Source organism: Sphingomonas sp. PAMC 26617, from assembly GCF_000242835.1.
Classification (GTDB): domain Bacteria; phylum Pseudomonadota; class Alphaproteobacteria; order Sphingomonadales; family Sphingomonadaceae; genus Sphingomonas.
Map to the genome: position 1 here is coordinate 3,946,230 of NZ_JH594425.1, position 24,034 is coordinate 3,970,263.

Genomic DNA, 24,034 nt, shown 5'->3' on the forward strand with positions numbered 1-24,034 from the left:
GACGCCCCTTGTCGCGCGCACGCGCGCACGGCACAAGCGGCGCGGTGAGCGCCCCCGACATCTTCGACCGCACCGCCCGCCGCACCCGCCGCGACCGTGCAGCCCCCGACTTCGCCGACTTCGATTTCGTTCGTGCGGTGATGATCGACGGGCTGGCCGAACGGCTTGCGACGGTGACGCGCGACTTTACCGACATGCTCGACCTGGGCTGTTTCGATGCCGCCTTCCCCGCGCCGCCCGGAGTGACGGTCACGCGATGCGACGCTGGGGGCGTGTTCGCGCGGGCGGCGAACGGCGTCCAGGCTGACGAGGACATGCTGCCGTTCGCCTCGGAATCGTTCGACCTGGTCGTTTCGGCGGGTGTGCTCGACAGCGTCAACGACTTGCCGGGCGCGCTGTCGCTCGCGCGGCGGGTGCTGCGGCCCGACGGGCTGTTCCTCGCGGCATTCTGCGGGGCCGGCACGCTGTCGACGCTCCGCGCAACCTTGCGCGAGGTCGAGCGCGATCGCCCCGCCGCCCGGATCCACCCGCAGGTCGACGTGCGCTCCGCGGGCGACCTGCTGATGCGCGCGGGGTTCGCCTTGCCCGTCGCGGACATCGAGCCGCTGACGGTGCGCTATTCGAGCATCGGCGGCCTGCTGCGCGACCTGCGCGGCATGGCGGCGACCAACATCCTGCGCGACCGTGTCCCGCTGCGCCGCGATACGCTCGCGCTGGCGGCGGAGGCCTTTGCGGCGCGCGCCGATCCGGACGGCAAGACCGCCGAGCGTTTCGATATCATCTATCTGACCGGTTGGGCCCCTGCCCCGAGCCAGCCGCAGCCCGCGCGGCGCGGGAGCGGCACGCAGTCGCTCAAGACCGCGCTCGAACGGTTTCCCGAGCGCGACGCGGGTTGAACGACGGGGCTTGCTGCGGGATCGCTCGCGTCAGACGATCATCCCGTTGCCCGCGCCCTTGGCAAGCGTGCGCCCGATCGCGTCGAACAGCGAGTCCATCGCGACCGGCTTGAACAGGATGTCATCCGCGCCATCGGCCAGACACCGTTCGCGCAGATCGGCCGCGGTATCGGCGGTGAGAATAATGACCGGAAGCTGCGCCTTGGCATCGGCGCGCGCGCGGATCCTGCGCAACGCCTCGAACCCGTCCATCCCGGGCATGCGCAGATCGAGCAGGATGATCGCGTAATCATTGGCGTCGATCAGGTCGAGCCCGAGCTCGGCGCTTTCCGCCCCCGTCATCGTCGCGCCCGCAACATCAAGCATGTCTTTCACGACACGGCGGTTCATCGGGTCGTCTTCGATGAAAAGTATGTTCATCGGTTCACCCCGAGACGCTTGGAAAAGGCGATACAGCCGACATTGTAGACCCTCTATCGGGTCATGCCGCCTGCGAGACAAGCCCGGAAATTGGGGATTTTGCAGTTCGTATCTCGTCAAACAACTGATCGGCCAATGCGGTTCCGGCAATCGGCTTGGCGATGACGAGCGCGATCCCCGCACTCGCGAAGCGGGCTTGATCCTGCGCGCTCGGGGTCGTCCAGAGTAACGCGCAGGGCACCGCGAGCTCGCCGACCCGGGCGAGCGCGGCTGCCTCGTCGGGCATCGCGCGGATCGTCGCCTCGTCGATCAAGAGGCGCGTGACGCCGCCTTGCGCGATCCGGTCGATCGCCTGGTCGATCGACGACGCAACCGCCACGGCGCTCGCCCGCGGCTCGAGAACTGCCCGCAACATACTCCGGGATATGGGATTTCTGTCGACGATCAACAGTGTGTCGCCACTCTGCTCGGTCATCGGCAAGGCCGCTTCGGGGCCGTTCGCGCGGACCAGCGGCAAACGCACCGTAAAGGTCGACCCCTGCCCGGGGACGCTCGCGACCGCGATATCGCCGTGCATCGCGCGCGCCAGATTGCGACAGATCGCAAGCCCTAGACCGGTGCCCCCGAACTTGCGCGTGGTTCCGGCATCCACCTGCCGGAACGATTCGAAGATCAGGTCCAGCTTGTCCGCGGGGATCCCGATCCCGCTGTCGGCGACCGAAAGCGCAAGCCACTCCCCTTCGGCGACCGCGCGCAGCGTGACGGTGCCCTGTTCGGTGAATTTCAGCGCGTTGGACAGGAGATTGAACGCAATCTGCCGCAACCGAGCCGAATCGCCGACCACGAACGGCGGGCAATCCGCGAGGTCGAGCACGAACCGCACCCCGCGCGCGCGCGACTGGTCTTCCCACAGGCGGGAGACCTCGGTCAGCGTGGTGCGCAGATCGAACGGCACCGCCTCGATCGTCAGGTTGCCCGTCTCCATCTTCGCGACGTCGAGAATGTCGTCGACCAGCGCGCGCATCGTGACGCCCGCGCCATGGACCACGGTGATTCGCTCGCGCACCGCCGGATCGATCGCGCGGTCCGCCAGCATGACCTGCGTCATGCCGAGGATGCCGTTGAGCGGGGTGCGGATTTCGTGGCTCGTCGTCGCGAGGAATTCGGTCTTCGCGGCGAGCGCTTTGGCGAGGGCCGCGTTGGTCTCGGCAAGGTCGAGGTTGGCGGCGCGCACCTCGTTGCGGCTGCGCCGGATGGTGACCAACCCGAAGGTGAGCAGCCCGACGATGATCCCCGACGCGATCGCGAGACCGCCGATGATCGTCCGCTGCGTACGGGCACGCAGCTTCGCATCGTCGATATCGCGCTGGAGCTGCGCGCGCCGCAGCTTTTCGATCTTGAGCTCCTGGCTGGCAAAGTCGAACCGCGCTGCAGCAAGCGCGGTATTGGCGGAAGCGGCAAGCGTCGAGGTCTTGTCGTCGAGCGCCTTGAGCGCCTCGAGATTCGTCAGCGCCTCTCCCTGATTTCCGGCCGCCTTGAAAATGTCGTAGGCGATCTGATGCGCCTCGCGCAGTTCGATTGCAGAAGTATCCGGATTCGCGGTTGCGAAGACGCGATTAATCAATTGCTTCGCCGTATCGAGTTGTCCGCTCAATCTCGCGGACCATGCCATCAGGGCAAGAAAGCGGTTTCTGGCATCGGAACCCTCCCCTTTTCTCGCTTGCAGCCCTTCCGCGATCGCTCGATTGGCCGCCTCGACATTCCGAGACAGGAGGAAGCCGCGCGCTATGTTTCGAAGCGTCCGGGCCTCGAGCACCGGGCTCCGAATTTCCCGTGCTACCACCAGCGCCTTCTGAAACTCGGCCTGGGCGGCGGCCATATGGTTCAGTTCCTGCAGTGATACAGCGACACTACTCGAAATGGAGAACGCTAGCTGCGGATCTGCCGTATAGATTTCTCGTGACTGCCTAAAGTAACGAAGCGCGGTTTCATGGTTCTTCGCCTCACCATACAGCATGCCAATACTGACGATCGCGATCGCTTCACTTCGTACTTCGCCTATTTTTTGAAAGATCTTGTAGGCTTCTTGGTACGATTGCAAGGCAGCCGCCACTTCTGCGGTCTGGATCTTCAGGCCGCCGCGTGACAGCAGTACATCACCGGCAAGTTTGCTCGGGGTCTTCTGTAATCGCACGATCGCCAGCGCGTGGTCGATTTCTGGCCCCGCCCTCTTTAGATTGTTCATGCGAAGGTAGGCTTCACCTTGCAGCCATTCCGCGGTTGCAATCGCGGTGCCACGTTGTGCCGAACCGAACCCTGCCGCGTCCCGCTGTGCTAGCTTTGCCTCGGCAAGCGCCCTTGGAGGGTCACCCAACATTGCGGCTTTCGACGCGGCGACATGCTCGTCGAACGTCCCCGCGTCAGCGGCAGCCCTTGCCGCTGTCGCGCCGGAAAACAGAGGGGCAGCACAGATAATGGCGATCGAAATGCCCCCCCGGACGCATCCGACGCGGAATTGTCGCTGGAATGCCGCGACAGCGGTTTCCCGTCGCAACGCTACGCACTCTTCCAGAAAGAAGCCGACGTGTTGAACATCGGCTGTCTTGGCGCAGTCAGGACCGACATCGGATCATTCCCCATGAATTGCCGGAATGCGCCCAACGACAAGGGGCGGCTGATCAGATAGCCCTGAACGATATCGCACCCCATCACCGACAACAACGCCAGCGCAGCAGGGGTTTCGACGCCTTCCGCGGTAACTTCCATCTCGAGCGCATGCGCCAGATCGATCGTCGAACGAACGATCAGCGGATCCCTGTTGCTACTGGTCAGATCGAGGATGAACATCTTGTCGATCTTGAGCTCCTGCGCAGGAAGCTTCTTCAGGTAGGCAAGCGAGGAGAGCCCGGCACCGTAGTCGTCGATTGCAATGGAAATGCCGACGTCGGCCAGCGCCTGCAGGTTGGATATGGCGACATCGGGATGCCGGATTACCGCCGTCTCGGTAATCTCGAACCCGATCTTTGCGCCCGACTCTCGAACACGCTGGCACGCCATCGTAACGAACGAGGCGTCTCCGAGTAACTGTCCAGAGATATTGAGAAAAAGGGTAAGATCCTGCCCGTCGGATGCGAGCGCGACCTGGTCCGCGATCACCTGCTCCAGTGTCCACAGCGTCAAGGCGAGGATATGTCCCGAATCCTCGGCGATCGTGATGAAATCCCCAGGCAGGATCAGCCCCCGTTCGGGATGCTGCCACCGCACGAGTGCCTCGGCGCTGTTGATCTCCTGCCGCCGGATATGGATTTTTGGCTGATACTGAAGGAACATCTCTCCACTGGCGATCGCCTGCGGCAGATCCCGAATCAGGGCGAGGCGATCGAGTCCGAGCGTTCCGACGGAGACATCGCGCAACGTGATCCCAGACGTTGGCAGCGAATCACTCAGCGCCGCCTCGGCCTCCTCGGCGATGCGAACGGCGTCCGTATTGGGGCATGCCGTCGCCGCGGCACCGATCGCTACGACGAATTGATGAGCCTCCCCATCGATGTCGAACGATGCGCGACAGGCCTCCGCAACACGGTCAAGAACGGTGCGCAAAGCGTCAAAGGATCGCGCGCGACACATGAATTCGAGCGTCGCGCGCCCGGCCCGAACCGCTCCGGAAACACCGATCTCGGTTGCGATACGACCATCCAGATCATGCACCAGACCATCCGCACGCAAGCTGCCGAGATAGCGCCGGAGTTGGACGAAATTGGTGATCTCGACGAGACAAAGCATCTGCCATGGCTGCCCGACGAGGGGTGAATCACCCTCAGGACCGGCTGGCGGCATGGTGCCCCAGCGACCGGGCGCAACCCCACGCGGCGAGGCAACGCGATCACCCGGGATTACGGGCGTGTTGCCAGTGCTCGTCGGCGGAGGAGGATCCGGAACGCGTGTCATCCAGCCAACCCTAAGCGACGTGCCTAAAGGAACAGTTAACCGCTTCCGGCCGTCGGCCGCATCCTGCGCAAGTCGTTTGCATTATGTTTAAGATTTCATTAATAATTTGCCGTGCTCGACTGAGCACGCAACGGAGGAAAGTCATGATCAAGTTCATCATCGGTCTCGTCTACGGCGAATACACGCGCCCCTGGTAAATCGAGTTTAGTCGGTCCGGCGACACGGCATTGCGGGCAGCAACGCTAATCGCGACGTATAGTCGGACCGATAGTCTAGCTCGATTAAGTGACTGATCCGGTCGCACCATTCTTCTCGCTTACCCTGATTAATTCGAAAAGCTTTCGCCGAAGATCGACCTGAAGCTACTGAAATCGCCTTCAACGCTCCATGTATTACATACGTTTACCTGCACTTACCCCAACGTTTCCCCCAACCGCCGCATAAACGCCGCACCGCGCTCGATCTGCGCGAGATCGATGAATTCATCCGCCTGGTGCGCCTGCTCGATCGAGCCCGGCCCGCAGATGATCGTCGAGAACCCTGCCCGCTGGAACTGTCCCGCCTCCGCCGCATAGGCTGCCGCCCGGGTCGGGCCGTTGTCCCCGGCCAGCCGCCGCGCGAGCACTTCTGCCGCGCCATCCCGCTCCGGCGCGAACGACGGAGTCGCCGAACGGCGAATCACCGACACCCCGGCATCCGCGAATTGCGCCTGCGCCGTGCGGTGAGCCGTTGCGCACGCGTCCAGAAATGGGACGATGATCGTGTCGGGATCCTGCCCCGGCGGCGTCCGCAGATCGAAGCTGAACGTGCATTCGCGCGCGAGGATGTTGACCGCGGTTCCACCGTTGATCAGCCCGATCGTCAGCGTCGCGTGCGGCGGATGATAAGGCGAGTCCGGGTCGCCGTGCCGCGCCAGGTCCTCGCCGATCTGCCGCAGCCGTTCCATCAGACCGACGGCGATCATGTTGGCCGAAAGACCGAGGTGAGTCAGGCTCGAATGCGCCTCATGCCCGGTCACGGTGACGCGCCAGGTCGAGATCCCCTTGTGCCCGCTGACCACCTCCATGCTGGTTGGTTCGCCGACGATCACCGCGAGCGGCGCGGGTAGCTCGGTCACGAGCTTCTCGATCATCGACGGGGCCCCGATACAGCCGACTTCCTCGTCATAGGAGAAAGCGAGGTGGATCGGCCGCGCGCTGGTGCCCCGTGCGAACCCGGGGACCGATGCCAGCGCGAGCGCGAGGAAGCCCTTCATGTCGCAGGTCCCGCGCCCGTACAGCCGCTCGCCCCGCCGGGTGAGCACGAACGGGTCGCTGCTCCACGCCTGCCCGTCGACCGGCACGACATCGGTATGCCCGGACAGGACGACCCCGCCCGCAACCGCCGGGCCGATGGTCGCATAGAGGTTGGCCTTGGTCCCCTCCGCATTCGCGACCCGGCGGCTGGTCACGCCATGCCCGGCAAGGAAGGCTTCGACGTACTCGATCAGACGCAGGTTCGAATCCCGCGAGGTCGTGTCGAAACCGATCAACGCCTCGAGATGAGTCAGCGCGGCGGCGCAGAGCTGGTCGGTCGTGTCCATGTCCTTGGTTCTAGGCATGGATTAACCATCTTGCCAATCATCCCGTAGGGTTTCGTGCAGGTTCTTCCCACCCACCGCCGATAGCCTTGAACAAAGCGGCGGTATCCTGCCGCAATTGCGCGTTGCTCGCGGCCAGCTGCTCGCGCGCGGTCAGCACGCTGACCTGCGCATCGAGCAGCGACGTCTGCGTGACGAAGCCGGTGCGATATTGCGCCTCGACCGAGCGTGCGGTGGTCTGCGCGTCCGCGACCGAGCGCTGCAACGCGGCGTTGCGCGCGCGTTCGGCGTCGAGCCGGGCGAGCGGATCCTCGACGTCGCGCAACGCCCCCAGCACCGTCGTGCGATATTGCAGATACGCCTGTTCGCGGTCTTCCTTGCGGATCCCGATCGTCGCCTTGCGCCGCCCCCAGTCGAGCAACGGGAATTGCACCGCGCTCGTTCCGGTCAACTGCAGGCTATTCCCGGTGAACAGCGTGGCGAGTGAGGTCGAGAGCAATTGCGCGACCCCGGTCAGGTTGAACTTCGGATACAGGTCCGCGACCGCGACGCCGATGTCGGCGGTCGACGCCGCAAGCTGCCGCTCCGCCGCGCGCACGTCCGGGCGACGCCGCAACAGGTCCGACGGGAGTCCGGCGGGGACCACTGGCAGCGCGATGAGCGGCACACCCGGGCGCATCAATTCGCCGTCGAGCGTCTCGGGCTCGACCCCGAGCAGGATGCCGAGCGCGTGGATCCGCACCCGCACGTCGGCGCGGATCGGCTCGAGCCGCGCCTGCGTGCTGGTGATCGACCCGCGCTGGCGCGTGACGTCGATCGACGGGACCAGCCCGACGCGCGCGATATTGCCCGCGATGTCGAGCGAGCGCTGTTGCGAGACCAGTTCGCCCTGGATGACGGCGATCTGCTCCTGATCGAGCCGCAACGCGAAATAGGCCTGCGCGACCTCGGCGGCGAGCGTCACCGCGGCGTCGCGCCGGGTCCATTCCGCTGCCTCGACCCGCGCGCCCGCCGCCTGCACCCCGCGCCGGCCGCCGCCGAACAGGTCGAGCTCCCAGCTCGCATCGAAGCCTGCGGAGAAGGTCGTGATCCCGCTACCCGGCAGGGCGAAGCCGCTGCTGCCACCCGTGCCGCCCCCGGTGCCACCCCCGGCGCCGCCGCTGCTCCCGCCGGAAAAGGCCTGCGCGATCGACGCGAGCCCGGCGTTCTTGCTGAACTCGATGTGGGTGACGTTGCCCGTCGCATCGACGGTCGGCTTGCCGACGGTGCGTGCCGCGACTTCCTGCAACCGCGCCTGCCGCACCCGCGACGCCGCGATCGCGATGTCGGGGCTGTCCTTCAGCGCGCGCTCGACCAGCGAATCAAGCTGCGGGTCACCGAACGCCGACCACCAGCGCGCCGGATCGACCTGCGCCCCCGGCGCGGGTGCCGGCTGGCGCTCTGCAAAGGCGGGCGGGACCGCGAGCCTGGGCGCGGTATAGTTCGGTCCGACGGTACAGCCGGCCAGCAGCGTGCTGCCGAACAGGGCGACGGATAAGTGCGAGCGGGTCAATGGGCCATGCCTCCACCGCCACCGGACTTGCCGGAGCGCATCAGGAATACGAGTGGTGCCACCACGAGCACCACGATCATCAGCGAACGGAACACGTCGAGGAACGCGAGCATCGACGCCTGCCGCTGCACCGTCTGGTACAGGACGGCGAGCGAGGTCGTTGCGGGATCACCCTGCCCGCCGAACGCGCCCTGCGCCTTCGCGATCCAATCGGTGTAATTGGGGTCGATCGGGCTGAGCTTCTCGACCAGTTCGGACTGGTGCCGCTGCTGCGCCGAGGCGAGCAGCGTCTGCGCGGTCGAGATGCCGATCGACCCGCCGAGGTTGCGCGCGACGTTGAGCAGGCTCGAGGCCTGCGCGGTCTTGTTCTGCGGCAGGCCGACATAGGCGACCGCGTTGATCGGCACGAACAGGAACGGAAGCGCCATCGCCTGGAACAGCCGCGCGATCGCGGCATCCTGGAACGAGATGTCCGCGCTGAGATGAGTCATGTTCCACAGCGCGAACGCCTGGACCAGCAACGCCGGGAACAGCAGCAGCCGCACGTCGACCACCCCGGACAGGCGCCCCGCGAACGGCACCGCGACCAGCGTCGCGATCCCGCCGAAAGTCAGCGCGAGACCCGCCTGGAACGAGGTATAGCCAAGCACCTGCTGGAGCATCTGCGGAATGAGCTGGGTCGTCCCGAACAGGATCATGCCGGTGACGCCCATGATCAGCAGCGTCAGCGAAAAATTGCGGCTCTTGAGCAGCTTGAGATCGACCACTGGGTCATCGTGGTTGAGTTCCCAGAACGCCAGCGCGGTCAGCGCGACGAACGAGATGCCCGCGGTCATGATGATGAAGCTGCTCGCGAACCAGTCCTCGCGCTCGCCGCGATCCAGCGTCAGTTCGAAGAAGCCGAGACCGAGCGCGATCAGGATGATTCCGATGTAATCGACCCGGATCCCGCGCTTGAGCAGCTTCTTGCGGTCATTCTTGATCGCCGCCGGCTCGTCGACGAAGATGTTGACGAGGAACAGCGACGCGATCCCGATCGGCACGTTGATCAGGAACACCCAGTGCCAGCTCGAATTCTCGGTGATGTAGCCCCCGAGCGTCGGCCCGAGCACCGGCCCGACGACGACGACGATCGCAAAGGCGGCGAACGCCATCCCGCGTTGTTTGGGGGGAAAGGTGTCCGCGAGGATCGATTGCTCGACCGGCGCGAGCCCGCCGCCGCCGATCCCCTGCAGCACGCGCGCGATGACAAGCGTCGACAGGTTGGGCGCGAGCCCGCACATCAGCGAGGCGATCGTGAACAACCCGATCGACAGCAGGAAATAGCGTTTGCGCCCGATCACGTCGGACAACCAGCCGCTGATCGGAATGACGATCGCGTTGGCGACGAGGTAGCTGGTCAGCACCCACGTCGCCTGATCGTTCGAGACCGACAGGCCGCCCGCGATGTGATCGAGCGCGACGTTGGCGATCGAGGTGTCGAGCACCTCCATGAAGGTCGGGATACTGATGATCGCGACGATCAGCCACGGGCTGAAACTGCCCGCGCCGGACCGGGACGGATCCCAGCCGTCCTGCGCCTTGGCGCTCGCCACCTCAGCGCACCTTGACGGTGGGGACGACCGACATGCCCGGGCCGAGCGGATATCGGCGCGGATCGGGACCGTTCTTCGCGTCGAATTCGATCCGGACCGGCACGCGCTGGACGACCTTGACGTAATTGCCCGTCGCATTCTGCGGCGGCAGCAAGGCGAACGCCTGACCCGCGCCGCGCTGGACCGAATCGACGTGGCCGAGGAACTTCACGTCTGGATAGGCATCGACCTTGATCTCGACGGTCTGCCCGATCTTCATGTCGCGCAGCTGCGTTTCCTTGAAGTTGGCGGTGATCCAGACATGGTCCGGGACGATCGCGAGCAATTGCGTGCCCGGCCCGACATAGGACCCGACGTTGACCGAGCGGTTGACGACCTGCCCCGACACCGGCGCGACGAGGCGATTGTCGCCAAGCGTGATGCTCGCCTGCTGCACCGATGCCTTGCGCGCTTCGATCACGGCCTGCGCCGCCGTGACCTGCCGACGCGCGACGAGGATGTTCGCGTCCGCACTGTCGATCTGTTGACGCGCCGCGGCGGCGTCGGCGGCAGTCGACCGCGCGGTGGCGCGCGCGGCGTCGAGCTGTTGCCCGGCGACCGCGGACGGATCGATCCGCAGAAGCGCTTCGTAGCGCGCGAGGTCCTGCCGCGCCTTGGCGGCGGTGGCAAGCGGCGCACGGGCCTGCGCGACCGCTTGCGCGCGGTTCGCCTGCGCCGCGGCAACCTGCGCGCGGTTCTGTTCGACCTGCGCTTCGGCCTGCTTCACGTTCGCCTGCGCCTCGGCGACCTGCGCGCCGGTGCTCGACGCTTCGATCACGGCGAGCAGGCGGCCTGCCTCGACATGCCGGTTGTCGACGTCCGCAACCGACTTGAGCGTCCCCGCCACCTTCGGCGCGAGCCGGACGATATGCGTGTCGACGAACGCATCGTCGGTCGATTCATACTGACGCGCATCGAGATAATAGAGCGTACCGCCGATCGCGACGACCGCGACGACCACGATCAGGATGATCCAGAACAGCGGTTTCTTGAAGATCGACGGCTTCTTGGGCTTGGAGTCCCCCCCTTCATCGGAATCGCCGTCATCAGAATCGTCGCCGTCCGAATCGTTCTTTTTCGATTCATCGTCCTGCTGTTTGCCGTGCGAGTCCTGCTGGTCGGACTTGTGCTTCGCCTCCTCGGGCTTTGCGTCGTCCTGCTTGGCGGCGTTGGGGTCGTCGCTCATGGAAGCTCCTGTCGTTCGGCGATCATGCGGTCGAGAATGGCGTCGGCGTTGGCACCGATCCGCGCGGCAAGCGCGGACAATGCCTCGGAATCCAGGTCCTTGCGGCGGAGCAGCTTGAGCACGGTCGCGCGCGACGCGCGCAGCGTGACGACCTGCCCCATCAGCGTGACGACCGCGACCTCGCTCGCGAAAGCGTCGCGGCGGCCGGTCGCGATGCAGACGAGCTGCACCATCGTCTCGAGCACCTTGCCCATCAGCCCGCCGTAGATGCGATCGAACGCTTCGGTCGGCTCCATCTGCTCACGGACGACGAACAGCGAGAACGCGCTGCTTTTCCGCGTGCCCATCGTGTCGATGAAGCGCGCGAGGATCTGGTGGATCGCTGCGCGTGCGTCGTCAGCGGTCATATCCGCGGTCACGCCGCCGTCGCGCAGCGCGGGGGCCATATGGTCGCCGATCTGACCGGCGATATAGTCCGCCGCCGCGAGGTACAGGCCTTCCTTGCCGCCGTAATGATAGGTGATCGACGACATCGCGGTCCCCGCCGCCTTGGCGATCCCGCGCGTGCTCGCGCCTTCGAGGCCCTTGGCCCCGAATTCGGCGATCGCAATGTCGAGGAGTCGTTGCTGCAACACAGCGCGCCTTTAGTTCGTTCGAACGAACACGGCAAGTTGCAATGCAGCAATGGTCGAGAAACATTCGAAACGGGCGTGGGTTCCGGAACGAGGGCCCGCGCTCCCGTCCTCCCGCTTCCCCGGCGAAGGCCGGAGCGCAAGAGTGGTCGGGTCGTTGACGGACAGTGCGCGAGCGATGGAAGCCTGTCCGCCTGGGCCCCGGCCTTCGCCGGGGAAGGGAACGGAGAAGCTAAGCCGCCACCGCATCCTTGCGCTTCGCGGTCACCCGCCCCGGCGCGGGATTGGAGAATTCCATCCCGTCGTCCACCGACCCGTATTTCAGCGCCAGCAGATCGCGTGCGTAATTCTGGTGCACCCGCCATGGCGACTTGCTCCCCTGCTTGGGGAATTTCGCCATCGCGCGCGTGACATAGCCCGAGGTGAAATCGAGGAACGGCGCCGGCGCGAGATCCGCCCCGCCGACACGCGGCGTCGCCTGCCGCAGCCCGCGCTTCTTCATCGTGTTGAGCAGGCGGCAGACATAACCGCACGTCAGGTCCGCCTTCAACGTCCACGACGCGTTGGTGTACCCGAACGACGACGCCATGTTGGGGACGTCGCTGTACATCATGCCCTTGTAGTTGAACGTATCGGTCAGATCGACCGGTACCCCGTCGACACTGAACGCAACGTCGCTGAGCAATTGCAGCTCGAGCCCCGTCGCGGTGACGACGACATCGGCGGGAAGCTCCGCCCCCGATTCGAGCACGAGCCCGTCGCGGGTGAAGCGTGCGATCCGGTCGGTGACGACCGAGGCACGCTGCGTCTTGATCGCCTCGAACAGATCGGCGTCGGGAACCAGGCACAGGCGCTGGTCCCACGGATTGTACTTGGGGGTGAAATGCGTTGCGACGTCATAGTCGGTGCCGAGCTGGTCGCGCACCATGCCGATCAGCCGCTCCTTGGTCTGCGCGGGCCGCTTGCGCGCGAGATTGAAGAACAGCATCCCGAGCAACACGTTGCGCCATCGCACGAGACCGTACGCCAGTTTCGCGGGCAGCTTGCGCCGCAGCCAGTTGGCGGCGGCATCCTCGGCCGGGCGCGACACGACATAGGTGGGCGAGCGCTGGAGCATCGTCACGTGCGCGGCGGTGTCCGCCATCGCTGGGACGAGCGTGACCGCGGTCGCGCCGCTGCCGATAACGACGACTTCCTTCCCCGCATAATCGAGATCGCCGGGCCAGAATTGCGGATGCACGATCCGCCCCGCAAAGTCCGCGGTGCCAGGCCATTCGGGCGTGTGCCCCTGCGCGTAGTTATAATAGCCGCTGCACATGAACAGGAAAGCGCAGGTGAACACGACCGGGCCATCGGGCCCGTCCGCCTCGACCCGCCAGCACGCATCGGGGGTGGACCAGGCGGCGCGCTTCACGTGATGGCCGAAGCGGATATGCCGGTCGATCCCGAAATCGCGCGCGGTCTCGGTCACATAGCGCAGGATCGAGGGGCCGTCGGCGATCGCCTTGGCCTCGGTCCACGGCCGGAACGAATAGCCCAGCGTATACATGTCCGAATCCGACCGGATCCCGGGATAGCGGAACAGGTCCCACGTCCCGCCAAGCTGCGGCCGCCCCTCCAGAATGACGTAGGTACGATCCGGGCTCTGCGTCTGCAGATGATAGCCCGCGCCGATACCGGATATTCCGGCACCGACCACGACCACATCGAAATGCTCAGGTTTACGCTCTGACATAGCCACTCTCCGAGGATACCCGATATTCGATTTCGGGCTCCTCGGAAAGCGTTAGGTTGCGATCAGAAATCCTTTTTGTAGCGCACCGTGACATTCGACCCGCCGAACGACCCGGCCTGCGACAGCACGCTCAACGCCTTGGTCAGCGACACCTCCAGCTGCGTCGCGGTGAAGCCGCGCGCGTCGGTGATGATCTCGACGTAGATGTTGTTGGTGATGTACTTGCCCGCCGCGAGCGAGGTGCCCTGCCCGGTCGCATCGTTCGCACCGAGCACGCGCAGCCGGTCAATGCCCGTCGCCGAGCGCAGCTTGCCGAGCGGGTTGAGCCCGCCCCCCGACCCGCGCAGCGAGTTGAGCGCGGACGCGAGCTGAATCGCCTGGATCGCCGACAGGTTGGTAACCGAGCTGCCGAACAACAGGCGGCTGAGCACTTCGTCCTGCGGCAAGGCCGGGGTCGAGGTGAACGCGATCTGCGGCTTCTGGCCGGTGCCGGTCACGTTGATCGTGACGTCGACGTCGCTCGTCGTCGTGGTCGCGCTGATGTTGATCTCCGGGTCCGACAACGGTCCGCCGTTGAAGCGGATGTCGCCCTTGGTGACCTCGAACCGCTTGCCCGAGAAGGAATAGGTCCCGCGCACCAGTTGCAACCGACCGAGCACCTGCGGTGCCGCCGACGTGCCGGCGACCCGCATGTCCATCTCCCATTCGGACTCGAGCCCCATGCCCGAGACGAACAACTGATTGTCTGCACGGATCCGGATATCGAGCTTGAACAGCCCGACCGGTGCCTCCGCCGCCGGAGCGCCCGCTGCCTTGACCAGATCGCTCTTGCGGCGGACGCCGGTCAGTTCGGGCACTTCGGCCTGGCCCTGGCGGATGATCTCGTAGCGCGCGTTCGGGATGCGGATGTCGCCCTTGATCAGACCGCCATTCGCCTTGGAGTTGGTCACCGCGATCGTCCCCGTCGCGGTCGCCCCCAGCGCATCGCTCCGCGCCAGTCGCGCATTGTTGAGTGTCGCACGAATGTCGATCGGGAAGCCGGAAGCGGCGGCGAAGCCAACCGAGCCCTGTGCCTGGACCGTCCCCTCGCCCGCGCGCGCCGAGAGCTGCGTGATCTCGAGCCGGTCGTTGGTGAACCGCCCCGCGATCTTCATCTGGCTGAGCCGCGTCCCGTAGACTTCATTGTCATAGGTCAGCGAATCCGCGCGGATGATGCCGTTTAGCTGTGGCGCATCGACCCGCCCGCCGAAGTCGGCGGCGATCGCGATCGGCCCCGACAATTGCTGGCGGCTGAGCCCGGCAAGCGAGAACAGCACGCTCGACGGACCATTGTAGCGGATCCCGCCCGATAGCGGAGCCGCCATCAGACGCGTCGTCCAGTTCGCCCCCGCACCCAGCGGGCGCAACGTCGCGACCATCCGCCCGACGGTCGTCCCGCCACGCTGCACCAGCGCGCGCGCTTCGCCGCCCGCGTCGGTCAGGCCGATCTGGCCGACGACGTCGACCGGATCGGAAACACTGGCGAGGCTCGAGCGCGTGAAGTTGGCGATGCGGAACTGGCCCGCGATCTTGGGGACCGAGGCACCGCGCGGCTGTGCGTAGTCGAGCGACCCCGTCGCCGCACCGCCGAGCCCGAGGTTGGGCACCAGCACGTTCGCGACCGACAGGTCGAGCTTGTCGAGCCGGAGCTGCGCCGAAAGCCCCGTGCCATAGACCGCCGCTACGCGCGCCGAGCCGTTGTCGAAGTCGATCTTGGTCGGTTGCAGGCGGTAGGTGGCGCCGTCGATATCGATCCGCGCCGGGTTGACGGTGCGGAAGCCGATGCCGTTCGCCTGGCCCTGGAGCGCCGCGAGCCACTGCTTCGGGCTAAGCCGGGCATTGGCGGCGAGTCGGAACGGCACGCCGTTCGACCCCGTCGCGAGCAACTGCGCGGTGCCCGAGCCACCGGCGTAATTGACCTTGGCGCGTGCCGCCGAAATCACCGTCGGACCGTAGCGCAGATCCGCGACCTGCGCGTCCGCGACGACTTGCGGCGTCGGGGTCAAAATGGCGCGGGCGTTAACCAGTGCGCGACCGATCGTGAAGTCGACCAGCCCCGGGATCTTGGCGTTGCTCGCCCGCGCGGCGACATCGACCCGCTGGAACTTGCCCTGCGCGCCGAGCAACGCCGCCCCGCTGATGCCTGATCCGGCGAACGTCACCCGCCCGCCGAACGGACCGGCGGCGAGCTGCTGGACGCGGCCCTTGAAGTCGATCCCGGCAAAGCGCGCATTGCGGATGTCGACCGTCAGCGGTGCCGCCGGCACGACGTTGAGGTCGGCGGTGAACGGTCCGTAATTGGTCCCGCCCTTGGCGAGGATCAGATACGATGTTCCCGTGCCGCGCACGCGTGCCTCGAGATTGACGAGACCGATGCCCACGCCCGGACGCGGCGCCCGCAGCAGCACGACCGGCTTGGTCGCAGTACCCGTGACCCGCGCGAACAGCGGACCATATTGGGTGGAATAGGCATCCGCATCGACCGCTAGCGGCCCCTTGGGATCGTACCGCCCCTGCCCGCGCGTGACACGGAACTGGGGCGCGTTGAGCCGCAGGTTGCGGAAGGTGATGATCCCGTTCGGATCATAGCCGACGTCCGCGGTCACCGCAGCGTTGCCGCCGAGGAAGGTGCGCGCGCCTTCGTTGAATATCTGCGAGGTCCGTGCCGCGACGTGCGCGGTGATCCCGAACCCGCCGGGCATCGTGACGAGCTTGGCATCGGTCTTGACGCTGACGATCCCGAAGCTCTCGACGCGGTAATCGTTGACCCGGCCATTGAGCGCGGCGCGGTACATGCCGGTCGCCAGATCGGCGACGATCAGCGCGGTCGCGTCGATCTTGCGCGATCGGATCTTGAGATTGTCCGACAGCACCTTGCCGTTGGCGATCGCGAAGCTGCCGTTGATCGCAACATTGTCGAGCAGGCCACCCGCCGCCGCGTTGAGTCCGGTGACCCGCGCGGCACGCGCCGCGACCGGGATCACGATGTGATCCGCGTTTACGCGCGCAAGACCCGAGGCGTAGAGCTGCTGGACGCGAGTCTCGCCGAAGCCGAGCACGCCTGCGCTGACCACATAATTGACCGTGGGTGTCGCGAACTTGCCGTCGAGCACGACGCGCGCGGTCACGTCGCGCCCGTTGAGGTTGGGGAGAATCGCGCCGGGCGTCAGCAGCTTCGCGTCGACCGCGAACTGGCTGAAGGCGCTCTGCGCGAGATCGATCAGACCCTTCGCGTTGAGCGCGAGCGCCTCCGACTTGAGCGCAATGACCGTATCGACCTTGCGTTCGTTCAAACGCGCGTCGATCGAGACGTCGAGCGCGGGCGCGGTGAGGCGCGCGATCGGGTTGGTCGGGGTCGCCTTGTCCTTGGGCGCGCCACCGGGATAGAGACCAGGGTTGGTCTTGCCGCGGATCTGGAAGAAGCCGTTATGCGCCTGAAGGTCGAGGTCGGCGAACTTCGCGCCGCCGAGCGACCCGCTCGCCTTGCCGGCCCAGGCCTTCCAGCCGCCCTTGCCCGCAATCGTGAAGTCGAGCGGAGCCTTGAGCCCGCTCATCTCCGCGACCACGCCGCGCGCGGGCGCGGTGATCCGCGCGTCGATCCCGAGCCGGTCCGAATCGGGCACCGCGTCGAGCCGCAGCCGAAGCTTGTCGCCACCCGCGATGCCGGGGCCGGTCAGCGCATCGACGTCCGCGGTGATCTGCGCGCGCTTGTCCGCGATGTGCGTCGCGCCGTCGATCTTGATGATGTGGGGCGACCCCATCACGGCCTTGCCCAGCACCATCCGGTTGACGGTCAGGCGACCGATATCGATGTCGAGATCGGGGAGGATCGGTGCGTTGGGGTCGGTCGGCGTCGGCTTGAACGCGGGCGAGCGCGTCATCGTGATGAGGCTCGCCTGTGCCGACAGCACGTTGATATGGTTGCGGACGTAATCGAACGGCTTCCAGTCGACCGCGATCCGCGGCGACGACAGGAACACGCCCTGCGGATCGCTGACCCGCACGTCGTTGAGCACCATCTTGCCGTAGATCGATCCCTCGATCCTCCCGACGCGGATGTTAAGTCCGCCCGCGGTCTTATAATCCCCGATGAAATTGGCGATCACGCGCCGCCCCGGCGCGGTATCGAGCCCGGCGACGATCCCCATCGCGAGCAGCCCGAGCACGCCAAGCGTGATCGAGACCCATTTGAAGATCCGCTGCCACAAAAGACGTCGCACAACGACGGTTTCCGGCGCCGCCGAAGGGCCGGTTTCTACTTCCGCCATCAGAAGGCCTGTCCGATCGAGATATACAGCGCGACCTTGCCGTCGCCCTTGCGAGGATTGAGCGGGGTTGCGACGTCGACGCGCAACGGCCCGAAATTGGTATAGAAGCGCCCGCCGATCCCCGCGCCGAAGCGCAGGTCGGAGCCCTTCGGCAGCACGCTCGTATAGGCGTTCCCGCCGTCGATGAACGGCACAATCCCGTAATTGCCGAAGCGATAGCGCGCCTCGAGTGCGAACTCGTTCAAACTGCGCCCGCCGACCGGATTGCCCTGCGGATCGAGCGGACCGAGCCGCTGATAACCATAGCCGCGCACCGACCCGCCGCCGCCGCCATAATAACGCCGCGACGGCGCGAGGTCGTCGCGCTCGATCCCGGCGATCGCGCCGGCACGGAGGCGACCCGCGATGACGAACTTCTCGCCGACCGGATAGTAGGCACTCGCCTCGATCAGCGTGCGCGCGTAGGGGCTGATCGACCCGCGCACCGACGTCTCGGGGCTGACGCTCAGCTTGAGGCGATAGCCCTTGGTCGGGTTGAGCAGACTGTCCGACCGGTCGAACTGGACCTGACCCGGCAGCGCCGCGATGAAATAGGTCGCGCGCCGGCGATCGCCGCGCGCGAAGTCGTAAACGCTTTCGTTCGTGCCGACGACTTCGAACCCGTACGCGTAGGTGAACTTCTTTTGCCACAACGGCGTGGAGTCATACGAAATCCGGCCCGACAGCGTCGCGGTGAAAGCGTTGAACGCGTCGTAATTGGTATGGTCGACCGCAGCGGTCAGCGTGACCGTGCGATCGCGCTTGCCCGCGTTCGAGCGGCGGAAGGTCCCGCTCAACCCCTGCTCCTGCGTGCCGCCGACCGCCGTCGCGATCAGCGCGCCCTCGGGCGACCACAGGTTGCGGTGCGTGAACGAGCCTTCGACCCGCGCGCCCTGCCCGGTGCTGTACCCACCGCTAACCGCGAGCGAGCGATATTTGCCGCGCTCCTGCTCGACCAGCAGATTGACCTGCTCGGTCCCGTCGGGGTTGATGTTACCGGTCGGCTTTGGCTCGACCGACACGGTCGAGAACAGCCCCGTCGCGACCAGTGCCGCGCGCAGATCATCGACCTTGCGGTTGTCGTACAGTTCGCCCGCCTGAAAGCGTTGCAATATGCGGACGTGATCGGCCCCGAACGCAAGCCGCCCTTCGGTCGTTACCGTCCCGAACGACGACCGCGCGCCAACCTCGACCGGGAGGGTGTAGTCGCCGGTGCCGACCTGATCGTCGAGCAGGATGTCGCGGTCGCCGACCTTGGCGAAGGGGTATCCGTTCTGCGGCAGCGTCAGCGCGACGTTGGCTTCCGCGCCCTGGATACGCACCGCCTCGATCGGCTCCCCCACCTTGAGCGGGAGCGCGTCGCGGATCAGCGTCGGCGGAACGGTCGGGCCCGCCTTCACGACGATCGTGCCGAGCTTGTACTGCTTGCCCGGAGTCGCCGAGACGATCGCCTTGACCCGGGTCTTGTCGCTGGGGACGGTCTCGATCGTCGAGACCGCGGTCCCGTCATAATAGCCCAGGCTCTTCATCAGCCGGATCGCGAGCTGCTCGTCCTCGCGCCCGCGCGCCGCGATGACGGTGTCGTTGGGGGCCTTGTCCTTGCCGCCCTTGAGCGCGGACAGGCCGTTGAACTGCGCGGTCAGCTTGAGCGGATCAAGCCCGCGGATCACGGTCTCGTAGCGAATCTCGGGCGCCTTCTCGTCCTTGACCGCGACGTCGACCAGCGGCGCCGTGTCGAAAGCCGCAAGCGGCGGAAGCGGCTGGTTTAGGTCGGCGGGGATCGTCGGCGCTGGCGTTGTGGCGACGGGTACGCCCGTCACTGCAGGCGATGCTGGCTGCGGCGCGACCGGAACGTCGGTCGTCGCCACCGGCACCGGGATCATCGGTTCGAGCGGGGCATTGATGTCGTTGCTGAGCGGCGGAAGCGCCTTGTCGAACTCCGAATCGGAAACAATCGGCGGCTCGGTGGTTTGGCCGATACCCGCGACAGCACCCGGCGTGGCCGTCACCACCGGAGGGGGTGCCTGCTGGAGACTTGCAACCGCGATGGCGAGAAGCCCGCTCGAATACGCCAAAGAAATCAAGAGCTACGCTTCCCCGCTTCACACGAGGGCCGGTTTTTCGGTCCCCCGCTCAGCGTTCCTAACGCATGAACAGGAAATGGTTTCCTAGATTCTGCTCATTCGGATTTTACGCGTTGGCGATAGGCATGCAGCAACGGCTCGGTATAGCCGTTCGGCTGCGTGATCCCGTCGAAGACGAGCGCGCGCGCCGCTTGTAGCGCAAGGCTTTCGGCGTTCCCGGCCATTGGTCGATATGCCGGGTCGCCCGCATTCTGCGCATCGACCTTCGCCGCCATCCGTTCGAACGCGGCATCGACCTCCGCGCGCGTGGCAACGCCGTGGAGCAGCCAGTTGGCGATATGCTGCGACGAAATCCGCAACGTCGCACGATCTTCCATCAGCCCGATGTCGTGGATGTCGGGGACCTTGGAGCACCCCACCCCCTGGTCGATCCAGCGCACGACATAACCGAGGATGCCCTGCGCATTGTTGTCGAGCTCGGCGCGAATCTCGTCGGGCGTCCAGTTGCGCCCCTGCGCCGCGACCGGCACGCGCAACAGCAACGCGAGCGACGGGATGTGCTCGTGGGCGATCTTCTTCTGCCGGGCGAATACGTCGACCTTGTGGTAATGCATCGCATGCAGCGTCGCCGCGGTCGGCGACGGGACCCAGGCGGTGTTCGCGCCTGCGGTCGGGTGGCCGATCTTCTGCTCCATCATGTCCGCCATCCGGTCGGGCGCTGCCCACATGCCCTTGCCGATCTGTGCCCTGCCCGACAGCCCCGCCGCCAGCCCAATGCGGACGTTTCGGTCTTCATAGGCCTTGATCCAGTCGCTCCCCTTCATCTCGGCCTTGGGGATCATCGGTCCGGCGTGCATCGCGGTGTGCATCTCGTCCCCGGTCCGATCGAGGAAGCCGGTGTTGATGAAGACGATCCGGTCCTTCACCGCCGCGATGCAGGCGGCGAGATTGGCCGATGTACGGCGTTCCTCGTCCATCACGCCGACCTTGACCGTATGCCGCTCGAGCCCGAGCAGGTCCTCGACCGCATCGAACAGGCGGTCGGTGAAGCCGCATTCCTCGGGCCCGTGCATCTTGGGCTTTACGATATAGACCGAGCCCGCCCGGCTGTTGCGATAGGAACCCAGCCCGCGCAAATCGTACAGCGCGATCGTGCTGGTGACGATCGCATCGAGGATCCCCTCGGGTGCCTCGCTGCCATCGGGCAGCCTGATCGCAGGCGTCGTCATCAGATGCCCGACGTTGCGGACGAACAACAGGCTCCGCCCCGGCAGCGTCAGCCCGTCGTCATAGACGCGGTCGGGGTTGAGCCGCCGCGTGATCGTCTTGCCGCCCTTGTCGAACGACTCCTCCAGATCGCCACGCATCAGCCCGAGCCAATTGGCATAGGCCGCGACCTTGTCCTCGGCATCGACCGCCGCGACTGAATCCTCGAGGTCGCAAATCGTGGTCAGTGCGGATTCGAGGATGACGTCGGCGATCCCCGACGGATCGTCGCGCCCGATCGGATGGTCGCGGTCGACCACCACCTCGATATGCAGGCCGTTGTTGACGAACAGCCACGAGGCACCCTTTCGCCCGACCAGGTGCTCGGGGTGGCGCAGGTCCGGTTCGTCGCCGCGGAGTTCGTCCCAGCAGCCCGTCGTCAGCGGGACGGCATCGTCAAGGAACGCCTTCGCCGCCTCGACCACCTGCTTGCCGCGCACCGGATCGTAACCCCCGGGGACCGCCATGCCCGGCAGCGCATCGGTGCCGTAATAGGCGTCGTACAGGCTTCCCCAGCGTGCGTTGGCAGCGTTAAGCAGGAAGCGCGCGTTGAGGATCGGGACGACGAGCTGCGGTCCGGCCATCGTCGCGACCTCGGCGTCGACGTTGGTCGTGCCGATCGTGAAGGCGGCAGGTTCGGGAACTAGATAGCCGATCTCGCGCAGGAACGGCTCGTCGACCGCCTCCCCCGAACCATAACGCGCGTCGATCTGCGCCTGGAGCGAGTCGCGGGTCGCGAGCAAAGCGCGGTTCTCGGGCGCGAACCGGGCGTAGATGTCCGCGACGCCCTGCCACCAGCCCTCTGCCGCTACGTCGAGGCCGGGAAGCACGCGCGCCTCGAGAAAGGCGGCGAGCGGGGCGGCGACCGACAGACCGGCGCGGTCGAGCATTTCAGGCATCAACATCCTCCTGGAACCAACGTCTGCCTGGGGAGGGCTTGGGCGACAGGCTTAGGCCAGGCTTGCGGTCCGCTTCAAGCGCGTTCGGGGTCGAACGGCGCGGCCGATGTCTCGAGCCGGTCCAGCATCGCGCGAAAGCTCGCGATTTCAGCGTTGGTGAAGCCAGCGAAGACCTGCGCTTCGAGCTCGAGCGCCTTGGGGGCGACATTCTCGTACAACGTCCGCCCGGCCGCGGTCAGCGACAGGAGGTGCGACCGCTGGTCGGTCGCATTGGGCCGCCGTTCGACCAGCCCGCGCTCGACCAGCGTCGCGGCGGCGCGGCTGACCGTCACCTTGTCCATCCGCGTCGCCAGGCCCAGCGCCTGCTGCGTCGCACCCTCGCTCTCGGCGATGATCGCGACCAGCCGCCATTCGGGAATCTTGAGCCCGAACAACGCCTGATAGGTGCTCGCTATCGCCGCCGACACGCGGTTCGACACGATCGACAAGCGATAGGGCAGGAACTGATCGAGCTTGAGCCGTGTCATCACTCCGCAGGGATAAGGGATGGACCGGCCTTGGCAAGACCGCTATATCGTTACATCTGAAACCATCTCGGAGCCGATGTGATGACTGCCACCGAAAACCCCATGGGCCTTAACGGCTTCGAATTCGTCGAATTCACCTCGCCCGACCCGGAGGCGATGGCCGATCTGTTCGTCAAGATGGGCTTCACCCATGTCGGCAACCACAAGTCGAAGAACGTCCGCCGCTATGCGCAGGGCGACATCAACTTCCTGCTCAACATGGATGACGCAGGGCAAGTCGCGGGTTTCCGCGATACGCACGGCCCCTCCGCCAATGCGATGGCGTTCCGCGTTGCCGACGGCGGGGACGCGCTGAAAATGGCGGTCGAGCGCGGCGCGGTCGCGGTGAAGGGCGCCGTCGGCCCGGACGAGCTCGACCTTCCCGCGATCGAGGGAATCGGTGGCGCGAACCTGTATCTGGTCGACGAAAAGTCGCGGATCTACGAGACCGACTTCACCCCGGTCGAGGGCGCTGGCGTGGATGACCATAGTGTCGGACTCCACACGCTCGACCATCTCACGCACAATCTGCAGCGCGGGCGGATGGCCTATTGGGCGGATTATTACGAGCGGATCTTCAACTTCCGCCAGATCCGCTATTTCGACATCGAGGGCCAGTCGACCGGCCTCTTCTCCAAGGCGATGACCGCGCCCGACGACAAGATCCGCATCCCGTTGAACGAAAGCCAGGACGAGCATTCGCAGATCGAGGAGTTCATCAAGGACTATAAGGGCGAAGGCATCCAGCATCTGGCCCTCGCGACCGACGACATCTTCAAGACGGTCGACACGTTGCGCGCGAACGGCGTGCGGTTCCAGACGACCCCGCAGACCTATTTCGATCTGATCGACAAGCGCCTGCCCGGGCACGACCATGACGTCGAGGAAATGCGCAAGCGCGACATTCTGATCGACGGCGCGCCCGAGACGGGTGGCGGTCTGCTGCTGCAGATCTTCACCGAGAATATGGTCGGGCCGATCTTCTTCGAGATCATCCAGCGCAAGGGCAATGACGGCTTTGGCGAGGGGAACTTCAAGGCGTTGTTCGAGAGCATCGAGCTGGACCAGATCCGGCGGGGTGTGGTGCCGGGGGCGGTTGAGGCTTGAGGCTTTTGGGGTGGGGGGTGGTCTCTGCGAGGCTTCCCCCACCCCAACCCCTCCCCTGAAGGGGAGGGGCTAAAGTAGAAGGCGGGCGCACCGTAGAGCCCCTCCCCTTCAGGGGAGGGGTTTGGGGTGGGGCAGTAACACGCGCTACCCTCTGCGAGGCGTCCCCCACCCCAACCCCTCCCCT

General features: G+C 65.9%; 16 protein-coding genes and 1 pseudogene. 3 read left to right on the forward strand and 14 right to left on the reverse strand.

Annotated features, from left to right (window positions below):
* Positions 1-8: 8 nt before the first annotated feature.
* A complete protein-coding gene (locus RH91_RS17490) occupies positions 9-896 on the forward strand; it encodes a class I SAM-dependent methyltransferase (RefSeq protein WP_010164363.1) in 888 nt (295 codons plus the stop codon).
* A 30-nt stretch (positions 897-926) separates the two neighbouring features.
* On the opposite strand, the gene RH91_RS17495 is transcribed toward RH91_RS17490, so the two are convergent.
* Entirely contained in the window at positions 927-1,316 is a 390-nt protein-coding gene (locus RH91_RS17495) for a response regulator (protein WP_010164364.1), read from the reverse strand.
* 61 nt (positions 1,317-1,377) lie between these two features.
* Positions 1,378-2,940, reverse strand: a complete 1,563-nt coding sequence (locus RH91_RS22590; RefSeq protein WP_232283589.1) for an ATP-binding response regulator — start codon at positions 2,938-2,940, stop codon at positions 1,378-1,380.
* Here RH91_RS22590 and RH91_RS23220 point away from each other — a divergent pair, their 5' ends adjacent.
* A complete protein-coding gene (locus RH91_RS23220; RefSeq protein WP_232283595.1) occupies positions 2,941-3,216 on the forward strand; it encodes a hypothetical protein in 276 nt (91 codons plus the stop codon).
* On the opposite strand, the pseudogene RH91_RS23225 reads toward RH91_RS23220, so the two are convergent.
* The 12 genes and pseudogenes from RH91_RS23225 to RH91_RS17560 all read right to left on the reverse strand — a co-directional run.
* Positions 3,142-3,693 (reverse strand): annotated as a pseudogene (locus tag RH91_RS23225) (tetratricopeptide repeat protein); the annotation flags it as partial. The gene RH91_RS23220 and the pseudogene RH91_RS23225 sit on opposite strands and share 75 nt — an antisense overlap.
* A 179-nt stretch (positions 3,694-3,872) precedes the next feature.
* A complete protein-coding gene (locus RH91_RS17510; protein WP_232283547.1) occupies positions 3,873-5,153 on the reverse strand; it encodes an EAL domain-containing protein in 1,281 nt (426 codons plus the stop codon).
* Positions 5,154-5,676: 523 nt separating this feature from the next.
* Positions 5,677-6,846: an acetylornithine deacetylase gene (gene argE, locus RH91_RS17515; protein ID WP_010164369.1), complete on the reverse strand. Its 1,170-nt coding sequence runs from the start codon at positions 6,844-6,846 to the stop codon at positions 5,677-5,679.
* A gap of 37 nt (positions 6,847-6,883) precedes the next feature.
* Positions 6,884-8,395: an efflux transporter outer membrane subunit gene (locus tag RH91_RS17520; protein ID WP_010164371.1), complete on the reverse strand. Its 1,512-nt coding sequence runs from the start codon at positions 8,393-8,395 to the stop codon at positions 6,884-6,886.
* Positions 8,392-9,990, reverse strand: coding sequence for a DHA2 family efflux MFS transporter permease subunit (locus RH91_RS17525; protein ID WP_010164372.1), 1,599 nt, complete (start codon positions 9,988-9,990; stop codon positions 8,392-8,394). Before RH91_RS17525 ends, RH91_RS17520 begins: the two co-directional genes overlap by 4 nt.
* A 1-nt stretch (position 9,991) precedes the next feature.
* Positions 9,992-11,215, reverse strand: a complete 1,224-nt coding sequence (locus RH91_RS17530) for an HlyD family secretion protein (RefSeq protein ID WP_010164373.1) — start codon at positions 11,213-11,215, stop codon at positions 9,992-9,994.
* Positions 11,212-11,850, reverse strand: a complete 639-nt coding sequence (locus tag RH91_RS17535) for a CerR family C-terminal domain-containing protein (RefSeq protein WP_010164374.1) — start codon at positions 11,848-11,850, stop codon at positions 11,212-11,214. The genes RH91_RS17530 and RH91_RS17535 overlap by 4 nt, the downstream gene beginning before the upstream one ends.
* 229 nt (positions 11,851-12,079) lie before the next feature.
* Positions 12,080-13,582 carry a flavin-containing monooxygenase gene (locus RH91_RS17540; RefSeq protein WP_198283274.1) on the reverse strand — a complete coding sequence of 501 codons (1,503 nt, stop codon included), beginning with the start codon at positions 13,580-13,582 and terminating at the stop codon, positions 12,080-12,082.
* A gap of 62 nt (positions 13,583-13,644) precedes the next feature.
* Complete coding sequence (locus RH91_RS17545; protein ID WP_010164376.1) at positions 13,645-17,889, reverse strand: translocation/assembly module TamB domain-containing protein; 4,245 nt, start codon at positions 17,887-17,889, stop codon at positions 13,645-13,647.
* Positions 17,889-20,003, reverse strand: a complete 2,115-nt coding sequence (locus RH91_RS17550) for an autotransporter assembly complex protein TamA (RefSeq protein ID WP_010164377.1) — start codon at positions 20,001-20,003, stop codon at positions 17,889-17,891. The genes RH91_RS17545 and RH91_RS17550 overlap by 1 nt, the downstream gene beginning before the upstream one ends.
* 104 nt (positions 20,004-20,107) lie before the next feature.
* The gene (locus RH91_RS17555) at positions 20,108-22,177 is read right to left on the reverse strand and encodes a malate synthase G (RefSeq protein ID WP_198283275.1); all 2,070 of its coding nucleotides are present in this window, start codon (positions 22,175-22,177) and stop codon (positions 20,108-20,110) included.
* 74 nt (positions 22,178-22,251) lie between these two features.
* On the reverse strand, positions 22,252-22,704 hold the full coding sequence (locus RH91_RS17560) for a MarR family winged helix-turn-helix transcriptional regulator (protein ID WP_010164380.1): 453 nt from the start codon (positions 22,702-22,704) through the stop codon (positions 22,252-22,254).
* Between the two features lie 81 nt (positions 22,705-22,785).
* On the opposite strand from RH91_RS17560, the gene hppD reads away from it, so the two are divergent.
* Positions 22,786-23,850, forward strand: a complete 1,065-nt coding sequence (gene hppD, locus RH91_RS17565; RefSeq protein WP_029624041.1) for a 4-hydroxyphenylpyruvate dioxygenase — start codon at positions 22,786-22,788, stop codon at positions 23,848-23,850.
* Positions 23,851-24,034: the final 184 nt, after the last annotated feature.